The sequence below is a fragment of the Brevibacillus brevis NBRC 100599 genome (assembly GCF_000010165.1).
Classification (GTDB): Bacteria; Bacillota; Bacilli; order Brevibacillales; family Brevibacillaceae; genus Brevibacillus; species Brevibacillus brevis_D.
Map to the genome: position 1 here is coordinate 4826814 of NC_012491.1, position 10687 is coordinate 4837500.

At 50.0% G+C, this 10687-nt stretch carries 11 protein-coding genes (1 of these 11 running past the window's edge); 5 read left to right on the forward strand and 6 right to left on the reverse strand.

The window, feature by feature from the left end:
• Nucleotides 1-2 precede the first annotated feature (2 nt).
• From BBR47_RS22850 to BBR47_RS22860, 3 genes are read right to left on the reverse strand one after another with little or no spacing between them, the layout of a single operon-like run.
• On the reverse strand, nucleotides 3-887 hold the full coding sequence (locus BBR47_RS22850; RefSeq protein ID WP_015892801.1) for a dihydrodipicolinate synthase family protein: 885 nt from the start codon (nucleotides 885-887) through the stop codon (nucleotides 3-5).
• Nucleotides 888-920: 33 nt separating this feature from the next.
• On the reverse strand, nucleotides 921-1946 hold the full coding sequence (locus BBR47_RS22855; protein WP_015892802.1) for a 4-hydroxyproline epimerase: 1026 nt from the start codon (nucleotides 1944-1946) through the stop codon (nucleotides 921-923).
• On the reverse strand, nucleotides 1943-3136 hold the full coding sequence (locus tag BBR47_RS22860; protein ID WP_015892803.1) for an NAD(P)/FAD-dependent oxidoreductase: 1194 nt from the start codon (nucleotides 3134-3136) through the stop codon (nucleotides 1943-1945). Before BBR47_RS22860 ends, BBR47_RS22855 begins: the two co-directional genes overlap by 4 nt.
• A gap of 240 nt (nucleotides 3137-3376) precedes the next feature.
• On the opposite strand from BBR47_RS22860, the gene BBR47_RS22865 reads away from it, so the two are divergent.
• Together BBR47_RS22865 and BBR47_RS22870 are read left to right on the forward strand one after the other, a co-directional pair.
• On the forward strand, nucleotides 3377-5032 hold the full coding sequence (locus BBR47_RS22865) for a sigma-54 interaction domain-containing protein (protein WP_419761092.1): 1656 nt from the start codon (nucleotides 3377-3379) through the stop codon (nucleotides 5030-5032).
• Between the two features lie 42 nt (nucleotides 5033-5074).
• Nucleotides 5075-5278: a hypothetical protein gene (locus BBR47_RS22870; protein WP_041749591.1), complete on the forward strand. Its 204-nt coding sequence runs from the start codon at nucleotides 5075-5077 to the stop codon at nucleotides 5276-5278.
• A 250-nt stretch (nucleotides 5279-5528) separates the two neighbouring features.
• On the opposite strand, the gene BBR47_RS22875 is transcribed toward BBR47_RS22870, so the two are convergent.
• The 3 genes from BBR47_RS22875 to BBR47_RS22885 form a co-directional block, all read right to left on the reverse strand.
• The gene (locus tag BBR47_RS22875) at nucleotides 5529-5969 is read right to left on the reverse strand and encodes an ABC transporter substrate-binding protein (protein ID WP_015892806.1); all 441 of its coding nucleotides are present in this window, start codon (nucleotides 5967-5969) and stop codon (nucleotides 5529-5531) included.
• Between the two features lie 21 nt (nucleotides 5970-5990).
• Nucleotides 5991-7646 (reverse strand): peptide ABC transporter substrate-binding protein, encoded by a 1656-nt coding sequence (locus BBR47_RS22880; RefSeq protein ID WP_015892807.1) that lies wholly within the window; start codon nucleotides 7644-7646, stop codon nucleotides 5991-5993.
• 220 nt (nucleotides 7647-7866) lie between these two features.
• On the reverse strand, nucleotides 7867-8934 hold the full coding sequence (locus BBR47_RS22885) for a M24 family metallopeptidase (RefSeq protein ID WP_015892808.1): 1068 nt from the start codon (nucleotides 8932-8934) through the stop codon (nucleotides 7867-7869).
• A 151-nt stretch (nucleotides 8935-9085) separates the two neighbouring features.
• Between BBR47_RS22885 and BBR47_RS22890 the strand changes: the two genes are divergently transcribed.
• The 3 genes in view from BBR47_RS22890 to BBR47_RS22900 are tightly spaced (each overlapping or abutting the next) and all read left to right on the forward strand, a layout consistent with a single transcriptional unit that may run on beyond the window.
• Complete coding sequence (locus BBR47_RS22890; protein WP_041749592.1) at nucleotides 9086-9358, forward strand: (2Fe-2S)-binding protein; 273 nt, start codon at nucleotides 9086-9088, stop codon at nucleotides 9356-9358.
• The gene (locus BBR47_RS22895) at nucleotides 9355-9690 is read left to right on the forward strand and encodes a (2Fe-2S)-binding protein (RefSeq protein WP_015892810.1); all 336 of its coding nucleotides are present in this window, start codon (nucleotides 9355-9357) and stop codon (nucleotides 9688-9690) included. The genes BBR47_RS22890 and BBR47_RS22895 overlap by 4 nt, the downstream gene beginning before the upstream one ends.
• A protein-coding gene (locus BBR47_RS22900) for an NAD(P)/FAD-dependent oxidoreductase (RefSeq protein WP_015892811.1) crosses the window boundary here: on the forward strand, nucleotides 9687-10687 show its 5' portion. Its footprint extends 205 nt past the window's final position; 1001 of the gene's 1206 nt are visible here — the first part of the coding sequence; it begins with the start codon at nucleotides 9687-9689; its stop codon lies beyond the right edge, outside the window. Before BBR47_RS22895 ends, BBR47_RS22900 begins: the two co-directional genes overlap by 4 nt.

A 10687-nucleotide genomic window follows, 5' to 3' on the forward strand; every position in this document is an offset into this window, starting at 1 on the left:
CCTTATCGTCCACTTGCAGCGCCGACAGCGTAGTCAAACGCCTTTTTAATACCTGCGTAGTATTCTTCAGTCAGTGGTAGACGCGGCGGACGAGTCGGTCCTACAGGGAAATTCGCCAGCTCCATCATGTATTTGATCGACTGTACCAGCTGTGGACTTGCATCATAGTGGAACAGTGGCAACAAACGACGATAAAGCGCTTGTGCTTCACCGAGCTTACCCGCCCGTGCCAGACGGAACAGCTCCACTCCTTCTTTTGGCAGTGCATTTGGCACACCCGAAATCCAACCTGTCGCCCCGATCAAGCCGCCCTCCATGACGAGATCGTCTACACCGACCATAACTTCCAGGTCCGTCTGCGCGAGAATGTCCTGCATACGGCGTACGTCACCCGAGAATTCTTTTACAGCAACGATATTTTCGAACTTCGCCAATCTTGCCAAAATGTCCGGTGTCAGGTCGATTTTATAGTCATGAGGATTGTTATAGGCAATAATCGGCAGCCCGACGGTGTTCAGTGCCTCATAGTGGGCAAATACTTCATTTTCCAATGGCTTGTAGTTAATCGGAGGCAAGGCCATCACACCTGCTGCTCCCGCATCCTTGGAGAATTGCACCCATTCCACTGCTTGACGGGTAGACGGAGCAGCAGAGCCAACGACCACCGGGACTCGACCTTTTGCAGCAGCGATTACGGTTTGAATGACTTTGGCCCGCTCTTCTCCTGTCATCGTCGCGTATTCCCCCAGTGAACCGGACGGAACCAGTCCATCTACGCCCTCCTGAATCAACCAGTCACACAATTCCGCCAAACGCTTGTAATCCACCTCATAATCGTTTGTAAACGGCGTGACAATCGCCACGTACACTCCTTCAAATCTTGCCATTATTCATTCTCCTCTCCCATTTTGGGCTTTGTTTTAGTGATCAGTTGCGGCTGGGATGAGCAAAAAGCCATTAGCCAGCTCGTCTTCCGGATTGTAAAAAATCGTATGCTTGCCCATCAGCCAGGCTGAGCCTGCAATTCGGGTGATGACAGCAGGCAGCCCGCCTTCCTTCGTCACCTGCAATACTCTTCCTGTAAACAGAGAACCGACGATGCTCTCATGTACAAACGGTTCGTCTATCCCGATCTCCCCTTTGGCAAACAAGGTCGCCAGCTTGGCGGACGTGCCTGTTCCACATGGCGATCGGTCTATTCCACCCGGCGGTACGACGACAGTATTTTTCACATCCGCTCCCGGATTGTCAGGGGCCGTATAGAATTCCACATGGGTCAATCCGCGTATAAACGGCTTCTCTGGATGAACGATCTCCATCGCCTGATTCAACGCTTTTCGAATCGCAACGGCCGTATCAACAATGGTGGATGCATGGGCTGGGGTCAGTTCGAGATGGAGCTTGCGTGCATCTGTGATGGCATAAAAGTTTCCACCGTATGCAATATCGCAAGTCACCGCTCCAATCCCTTCTACTTCTACAGTCACATCTTTTTGATAGAGGAAGGCTGGAATGTTCACAAACGATACTTCCTTGGCTTTCCCTCCCTCTACCTGTATGTCTACCTCGACCAATCCTGCCGGCGTATCGAGCGTAAGCTTTGTCACCGGCTCGGTCACAGGGATCATACCTGTCTCCACCAGCGCGGTACATAGACCGATCGTATCGTGGCCACACATCGGCAAGTATCCGCCCGTCTCGATATAGATCACTCCTACATCTGCATCTGGATGGCATGGATCGACGATCAAGGCCCCGGACATCACATCATGCCCGCGCGGCTCATACATCAAAAACGTGCGAATCCAGTCGTATTCAGCCTTCATCTGGAGCATTTTTTCTCCCATCGTGGCTCCGGTAAGCTTTGGCAGACCACTGATTACCGTGCGGGTAGGGTTTCCCCCGGTATGCGTGTCAATGGTGGTAAACACTCTCGTTGCTTTCATGGATGCAACACTCCTTTTTTCGTAAAACGATCCAAGCGCAACGGCTCTGTCGGAATGATGGTGTCTGTCTGATCGACTAGCATCTCGGACACCAGCTTGCCTGTGACGGCAGCCAGACTGATTCCATCTCCTTCATGACCAGCCGCGATAAAGTAACCGGGTACTTCCTCTACGCGAGAAATAATCGGCAAGTGATCCTCAGTCCACGGGCGCAAACCACAATAGGTGCGGATGATGGCGAAGTCGGCGATCTTCGGATAAAAGCGCAGTGCTCTTCTCGCCATGCACCTGACGACATTCAGGTCAATCTGTGTATCAAAGCCTGCGAACTGACGACTGGAGCCAATCAAGAAGTTTTGGCTTTCTGTCGGTTCAAATACGAGCGCGACTCCGTACTTCTCTGTCTCCTCGTCTACTTGTCGCACGCCGCCAAACTTCGAGATGAGATAGCCGAATTCCATCACCTTTCGCACACCGACAGGCATCTGTCTCGAGGCGACGATCAAATGCCCTTTGCGCGGAACGATCGGAATATCCACCCCGATCATTTTGCCAATGACTGGCGCCCACACCCCCGCGGCATTGACGACCTGCTTGGCTGTCATGCTGCCTGTACCAAGCCCGATGTGAAACGTTCCCGTCGCCTGATCGCATCTGAGCGACTTGACCTCAGTACGGCGCATGATCCTCGCTCCATGCTTTTTCGCTCCTTCAAACAGGGCAAAGGTCAGCATGTACGGATTGACGGTAGAATCGGTGGCGCACTCCAAGCCTCCCAGTAAGTCGTCGGCAAAGTAAGGCGACTCCTGCCGAATATCCGCCCTATCCAGCATCCGAAACGGCAAGCCTGCTTCTTTTTGCCGTCGCACCCATTCATGAGCGGCTTCCATCTCAGCCTCTGATTCGCAGACGAGAATACTCCCCGGTGCCCGATATTCAAACGTATGGTCCAGCTCCAGGCTTAGCTGATCAACGAGCATCTGGCTTTTCAGGGACATCTGACTGTCAAAGCCGGGGTCCTTGTCGATCGCCAAAATATTCCCGTCACAGCGTGAGGACGTCCCTGATGCCAGCTCGCCTTTTTCCAGGACAACGACATCCAATCCAGCCTTCGCAGCGTAATATGCAATCGCCGCGCCGATGATACCACCGCCGATTACTGCAATCTGCGCATGGGTTTGTACTGTCATGCTGATTCTCCTCAAATGCGTATTCTGCTACTTGCTTACTCTCTTTTTGCAAAAGCCATGCCAATCGTTCCAAGCAAGATCTCCAAAATATTTCGTCTAAATTCTTTGACAACTGAAAAGACAAATGTATAATAAATGAGAAAATGTTCAAAATTTTATACACTTGAACTACCTCTTTAAAAAGGGATGATCGAGTTGAATCACAAACTTCCTGCCTTAACTGAATTGATCCAGACAAACATGCGGATTCTCAACGATCAAGAGCTTCTCCCTCCTCAATTGAACGAAACCGTTCCTGTATTTACCCAGCGTCAAACCAGCTGGTATGTCGCCGATTCCTCTCATTTCACTACCAATTTGACGATCGATTGCACACATGCCCCTTGGGAACCAGCTGCTGTGACGACACGGGATTCAACATTGGCCGATGCCATCCGTCTGCTAGCTACTCACAACTATCTCCTAATCGAAAAACAACCTGGAATCCCTGTCGGCTACCTTCATCGAGGTGCCGTCATACAAGCCATTTTTTCCTCGTATGAGATTTTGGAAGCGTATTTCGAGACGATGATTAAGACCATGGATGCATCCATATCCGTCATCGATGAAAAAGCGCGTGTGATGGTTTGGACAGAAGGCGCTGAACGAATCTTTTCCTTGAAAGCAAAAGAAACGATTGGTCACCCGATCACCGAATTTTTCCCACTCGAAATGCTCGAAACACTCAAATCTCTGCAAAGCGGACAATCTCTCTACCGCCATCAGCATCAGCCTCGGGAGGATCTCGTCGTTCTCATCAATACGAATCCGATCTATTTGCATGACAAAATCATCGGTGCTGTTGCGGCGGAAACCGATATCACGAGCCAAGTCCGACTGAACCAGGAGCTGTTAAACGCCAATAAAAAAGTGAATCATTTGCAGCAGGAAATGGCAAAGCTCAGTCCGACGCCCGATCCATTTGCACAGATCAAGGGAACGAGTCTCCCCATTCGCCATATCAAGTCCATGATCCAAAAGCTCAGCGCTACGCAAGCAACCGTCTTGATCACAGGGGAAAGCGGCGTCGGCAAGGAGCTTTTCGCCAAAGCCGTGCATGATGTGCGGGAAGGCTCCAATGCGCCCTTTATCGCCATCAACTGCGGTGCGATTTCGCCTACTTTGTTTGAAAGCGAGCTGTTTGGTTACGAAAAAGGTGCCTTTTCTGGCGCGGATCATAAAGGGAAAAAAGGAATGATTGAACTGGCTCGCGGAGGAACGCTGTTTCTCGACGAAATAGGAGAAATGCCGCTCGATATGCAAGTGAAGCTGCTTCGCGTGCTTCAGGAGAAAAAGTATTATTCGGTCGGAGGGACCAAGCAGATTGAGGCGGACTTCCGCGTGCTTGCTGCCACGAATAAAAATCTGGAGGAGTTAGTGAAGGAAGGGAAGTTTCGCCAAGACCTGTTCTATCGGCTCAATGTCGTGACGCTGAAAATTCCTCCGCTACGAGAACGCATTGAAGATACGATTGAGCTCGCCCACTTTTTTCTCTATGAATTGTCTTTACGTTACAACCGTCCCATTCATGCCATCTCGCAAAATGTGATGCAAAACCTGCTTCAATACGACTGGCCAGGCAACATTCGCGAGCTACGAAATGCCATTGAACGATTGGTGGTATTCGCGACAGACGGTATTATCAAAGAAGAGGATTTGCCTTATTCCATGCAAGGTCAGACGAAACAGGTACCGATTGAGCTTCCGCCTGATCTGTTTTCTTTGCAAGAGGAAATCGAAGCGCATGAGCGCCGTGTCATTTTGCGAGCCATCGAGCTGGAAAACGGCAACAAGCAAGCGGCTGCGAAAAGACTTGGCATATCGCGGGCCACGCTCTATAACAAATTGGGGAAGTAAAAATGTTGTCTCATAGCGGTTGTGTTGGGGAAGCCCTGCCACATGTTTTCCAGTCGCCTGTATCCTCTCTACGTTCGGGCGGTCTCCTTCCAAACATGTGACAGGGCTTTCGAGCTGTTAACGTTCATCGAGCTTTTCAAATCGTTTTTGGGATTGGTCATGGTAGATTTCTTGTGCTTACTGATCATCTTGAGTTATCGAATCATGATCGTGAAGCATTTTGGGTTCGTTTTGACGACTCAATGATCGCGAGTTGTTCATCTTCCTTCTTGGATCGACTTGCAATCATGTTTTACAAAAGCTACGAAGAAGAAGCGGATTTCCAGTCCAAGCGCCTCCGGAGCGGGCAGTCAATCCCCCCTTGCGGGGCGTAGGCCGAAGCGTAGACTGGAAATCCGCTTCTTCCCTCCACTACAGTCGCTTTTTACACCCAAATAACGCACGCCAATGCAAACAAAAATCTGGAAACCTTCGCCCCTCTTTTGGCGGCAACACCTCAGACAAAATACGGATCAATTCCATAGTTGATTGCTCCATACGCAATGACGGCACCGCCGGATTTTTCAACGGAAGGTTTGGCAAAATCAGCCAAGTCTTTGGCGTAGGCAGAATTGTCATGGATGAGCACGACTTTTTCCGCTTGGTTCGCTGCCATGTAATCTGCTGCGGTTTGTGCTTGATCTGGGGTTAGGCCATTGATCAAAAAGAGGGTGTCATAGCCTTGGGCGGGTAATTTGGCTGAGTTGGTTGCTGTCGTCGCCATTTGTGGATCACAGCCAGCATCAATCACTTCAATCCTCAATTTTTTCCCAATCACTCCACCGCTGTCATTTATTTTTTTGACAGCCATTTCAATAGCGTTTTGCATGTCTTTTCCATCCGTTGCTCCGTTACCAATTACTGGTAAATCTACTGTCTCACTTCCCCATTTTTTCATTGCCCATCCCCCATTCGAATATTATTCGATAGATGTCCATTTCCAGTCGATTGCCCCTAGACCATCCTGGAAGATTCCTTTTACCTTGTCATTCTTCACCCATGTATGTGTATAGAAGTAGATCGGCATAATCGGCATTTCATCCATCATGATTTGTTCAGCTTCACGTAGAATCGCCTTACGTTTTTCCGGATCACTCTCAGTGGCAGATTGATTCAACAGCTCTTTGAATCTCGGATTCTCCCAACGCGTGTCATTGTTTCCTCCGTCCTTTTCCTTGAACAGCTCCAGGAAGTTGATCGGATCGTTGAAGTCACCTGACCAGCCGAGACGCCCGACCTGATAGTTGCCCTCGTGCATGGTCTCGAGGTACACCTTCCATTCCTGATTTTCCAGCTTCACATCTGCTCCAAGGTTTTGGCGCCATTGGTCCTGAATCGCTTCTGCGATTTTTTTATGCCCTTCGGACGTGTTGTAGCTGAGCTTAATCGGCGGCAGTTTAGAAATGCCCAGCTCTTTCATTCCTTCCACTAACAGCTTTTTGGCTGTCTCTTGATCATTGTCTTTGAAATAACCACCCGTATTGAGTCCCATTGTCGGAGGAACTGCTGCCATCGCTGGCTGCTGATTCGCTTGGAGTACGTTGTCGATCAAGATTTGACGGTTAATGGCGTAGGCAAAGGCTTTCCGAATCTTCACGTTATTGAAAGGAGGTTTCTCTGTATTGAACTTGTACCAGTAGGTAGCACCGACAGGCTTCACTTGCAGCTTACCGCTATCTTTAAGCGCTGGCATCGCATCTGTTGGCAGCGAGCTTAACGGACTGCCTGCCCAATCAATCTCGCCGTTTTCGAACATGGACAGCTCTGTGTTTTCATCCTCCACCATCGAGAACTCGATCTTGTCCAGCTTGACACGCTCTTTGTCCCAGTAGTTGTCGTTTTTCACGAGTATCATTTTGCTTTTGTGTTCCCATGACTCCATTTTGAATGGACCATTTCCTACATGTGTTTTAGCATCTCCGGCCCATTTTTCACCGGTCTCGATTACCTTTTTATTTACCGGGAAATAAGTTTGGAAGGCGGTTAGCTCCAGAAAAAACGGAGTTGGATTCGTCAACTCTACTTGGAGGGTCTTGTCGTCCAATGCTTTTACGCCGACATAATTCAAGCTGCCAGTCCCTTTGTTGGCCTTCTCCGCATTCTTGATGTAATAGAGCTGATAGGCGTAATTCGACGCTGTCTTCGGATCGAGAGCTCGCTTCCACGCGTATTCGAAATCGTGAGCTGTTACTGGTTCTCCGTTGCTCCAGTTGGAGTCTCTCAGCTTGAAGGTGTATGTTTTCATATCACTCGATACTTCAATCTTCTCGGCTACTGCTTCCTCTGGCTTGCCCGAAGGCCCGATGCGTGTCAGTCCATCAAAAACTGCTTTAACGATGGCAGCAGAAGTCGTGTCTTCCGCAAGTCCAGGATCACCTGTAGGTGGTTCGGAGTGAAGATTCCAGCGGAGGACTTGTGCTTTTTCTGGTTCTTTAGCCGTGGTGGCAGGTACTGGCTGCGTGCTCGACTGTCCACTCTGTACTGCTTGCTCGGCTGACTGTCCTCCTCCACATCCTGCCAACGCTAATCCCATGACTGCTACGCTACTCATTACCGCGAACACACTTTTTTTCATTGGATCAACCCCCATTATTCAGTCGTTATGTGTTTGTTTTCAGAATTATCAGAATGCAAAAGATGTGCCAAAAATGAAAGCGGCAGTGGCTTCGTTCTAGCGTTGGTTGTTGTAAACTTTTTTGTACACGGTATTACTTGTCGTGTTTCAAATCTTAGACACTGCTGTTAGACAAAAAAAGCCTTAGCCCACTTACTCGGCCAAGACTTTGTCTCTCGATTTATAAAATGATCAATTCGCGCGGTGAATGTGTAAGCATCTCATTGCCGCTCTCTGTGACAACCAGATCGTCTTCGATACGGACTCCACCAAGCTCTGGGATATAAATCCCCGGCTCTACGGTCAAAATCATGCCTTCTTGGAGAACAGCGGTGCAACGTGTGGACATAAATGGCTCCTCATGAATATCGAGGCCCACTCCATGCCCCATTCCATGTCCAAAACGCTCGCCATAACCGTGCTCCGTGATGTAGTCCCGTGCGAAGGCGTCTGCCTCTTTCCCGGTAATACCAGGACGAATGCCTGCAACAGCCCGATTGCGTGCTTCCAAAACGATCTCGTAGATGGCTTTGAGCTGTTCATCAGGAGTGCCAACCGCAACCGTACGGGTAATATCTGAGCGATATCCTTGGTACAATGCACCAAAGTCCATCGTGACCATATCGCCCGCTTCAATCGTTTTTTCACTCGCTACGCCATGAGGAAGTGCGGAACGATAGCCAGAAGCAATAATGATGTCAAAAGCAGAGCCCGACGCCCCTTCCTTTCGCATGAACATTTCCAATTCATTAGACACCGCGAGCTCTGTAATACCAGGACGCAGGAATGAAATTATATGGGAAAATGCCGCATCAGCGATTTGCGCAGCCGTTCGGATGATCGCCAGTTCTTCCTTTGTCTTTATCATCCGCAATCCCTCAATGACACCTGATGTCGGAATGAATGCTGTTTGGACGGCCTCGCTGTATTTACGATGTAAGGCAAACGAGACATTCTCCTCCTCAAAGCCGAGATGATTAATTCCCATCGTTGCCGCCTGACGCGCTATTTCGCTGTAAACGGATTCTTTTGTCGGCAAATAAACAATCTCAAACCCCGTTGCTTGTGCTTGCGCTTGGGCAGTGTAACGGAAATCTGTGAAGAGCTTGGCCTGGTTCCTGGAAATGAGGACAACTCCGTATGTACCTGTAAAGTTTGTGAGGTATCGGCGGTTTTGTCCATTGGTAATCAACATCCCGTCAATCCCCATTGAATCGAATTGCTCACGCAGTCTTGTTACTTTTTCCATCTCTGTCATCCCTCTTTTGTTTTGTCGTGATTGGGCTATCTCTTTGAGAATATTCAGCAAGTATTGTGCCAGCCAGGACGAACTCAGTCTCTTTCCCATGGCACGACACTTGCATTTTTTTCATCAAACAAGAATGAAAGGAGGCTTCATCATGGAATCGCATCCATTGATTATCTGCCGTTGTGAAGAAGTAACTCTCGCTGAATTGGTAGAGACCGCTCAAACCTACCAATGTACCGCACGCGAGCTGAAGCTACGGACCAGAGCCGGCATGGGCTGCTGCGGTGGGAGAACCTGCCGTACATTGATCGATCAGGTCATTCAGCAAGTAACTGGCCAAGTGCCTTCTCATACTGTACCTCTTGGATACCAACCGCCTATCCGTCCTGTCTCATTTCAAACGCTTGGGGGGCAACGGGCATGAATCAACGAATTGATCACCATCCGGTCCTCGGTTCACTCGGGGACAGAAAGCAGCTTCCTTTTTATTATAACGGCTCTGTCTATACGGCTTACGAAGGCGAAACGATTGCGGGAGCCCTATTGGCCGCAGGGGTCCGTACGCTTCGGGTGCACGAGGAAAAAGGAACACCGCGAGGCATTTACTGCAATATCGGTCACTGCTATGAATGTCGCGTCCATGTAGATGGTGTCCCTACCGTGCGTGCTTGTATGACGCTTGTGCAGGAAGGCATGCAAGTAAATGCGGGTTCTCTCCTTCCTACGCCGTTGAAAAAAGGAGGGCATGGTGCATGATCGACCTTCTGATCATCGGGGCTGGACCCGCGGGCTTATCCGCAGCAATTGCTAGTGCAAGGCAGGGATTGGCTGTTCGTGTAGTCGATGAGTTTTATCGCCCTGGTGGCCGCTTGCTTGGACAGCTTCACGAAGAACCGGACGGTGTGTGGTGGAATGGACTGGATGAGGCTGCTCGTCTCACGCAAGAAGCGATTGGGCTTGGCGTAGAGATCCGTTGCGGCGTTTCCGTGTTCCATTTGACCCAATCTCAAAATGGCTGGATTGTTTCTACCACAGTGGGGGAAATGGTAGCCCCGTTGCTCCTGATCGCAACGGGGGCTTCTGAGGCAGCCGTACCCGTGCCAGGGTGGACGTTACCTGGCGTGATGTCCATCGGAGCGGCTCAGGTCATGACGAATGTGCAGCGCGTGCGAGTAGGACAGCGCGGAGTTGTCATTGGAATCAATATCTTATCGGTGGCGATATCCCGGGAATTGCAGTTGGCTGGAATTACGGTAGATCGAATGATTCTCCCACCCAGTACGGCTGTCAGTGGCACTGCAGGGCAACCACAAGCCGTGATGCAATCCTTATTGCGCGTCGCCCATCTTGCCCCTTCTTTGATGATTCGGCTGGGGAGCAAACTGATGGGAAGTCCATGGATGCAAAAACTGGCAGTGTCCCTCTACCCCTCCAACGGGTTTTCTATGTGGGACATCCCGATTCAACTGCGAACAGCAGCAGTGGAAATCGTCGGAACCTTTCAAGTCGAGGGTGTCCGTATCGCCCGAGTTGCAGCCGATGGTTCACTCATAGCTGGAACCGAACAAATCATTCCAGCTGATTTCGTCTGTATCGCAGGCGGATTAAGTCCTCTCGCCGAATTAGCAGCGATTGCCGGGTGCCCTTTTGCCTACGTTCCCTCCTTGGGCGGGCATGTCCCCTTGCACAATGAAAGCATGCGAACACCACTCCCCGGACTCTATGTTGCCGGCAATATCACGGGAATTGAAAG

Excerpts from the sequence above, each read along its gene's own strand:
- BBR47_RS22850 (WP_015892801.1), bottom strand. The coding sequence starts at position 887 with ATGGCAAGATTTGAAGGAGTGTACGTGGCGATTGTCACGCCGTTTACA.
- BBR47_RS22855 (WP_015892802.1), bottom strand. The coding sequence starts at position 1,946 with ATGAAAGCAACGAGAGTGTTTACCACCATTGACACGCATACCGGGGGA.
- BBR47_RS22860 (WP_015892803.1), bottom strand. The coding sequence starts at position 3,136 with ATGACAGTACAAACCCATGCGCAGATTGCAGTAATCGGCGGTGGTATC.
- BBR47_RS22865 (WP_419761092.1), top strand. The coding sequence starts at position 3,377 with ATGCGGATTCTCAACGATCAAGAGCTTCTCCCTCCTCAATTGAACGAA.
- BBR47_RS22870 (WP_041749591.1), top strand. The coding sequence starts at position 5,075 with ATGTTTTCCAGTCGCCTGTATCCTCTCTACGTTCGGGCGGTCTCCTTC.
- BBR47_RS22875 (WP_015892806.1), bottom strand. The coding sequence starts at position 5,969 with ATGAAAAAATGGGGAAGTGAGACAGTAGATTTACCAGTAATTGGTAAC.
- BBR47_RS22880 (WP_015892807.1), bottom strand. The coding sequence starts at position 7,646 with ATGAAAAAAAGTGTGTTCGCGGTAATGAGTAGCGTAGCAGTCATGGGA.
- BBR47_RS22885 (WP_015892808.1), bottom strand. The coding sequence starts at position 8,934 with ATGGAAAAAGTAACAAGACTGCGTGAGCAATTCGATTCAATGGGGATT.
- BBR47_RS22890 (WP_041749592.1), top strand. The coding sequence starts at position 9,086 with ATGGAATCGCATCCATTGATTATCTGCCGTTGTGAAGAAGTAACTCTC.
- BBR47_RS22895 (WP_015892810.1), top strand. The coding sequence starts at position 9,355 with ATGAATCAACGAATTGATCACCATCCGGTCCTCGGTTCACTCGGGGAC.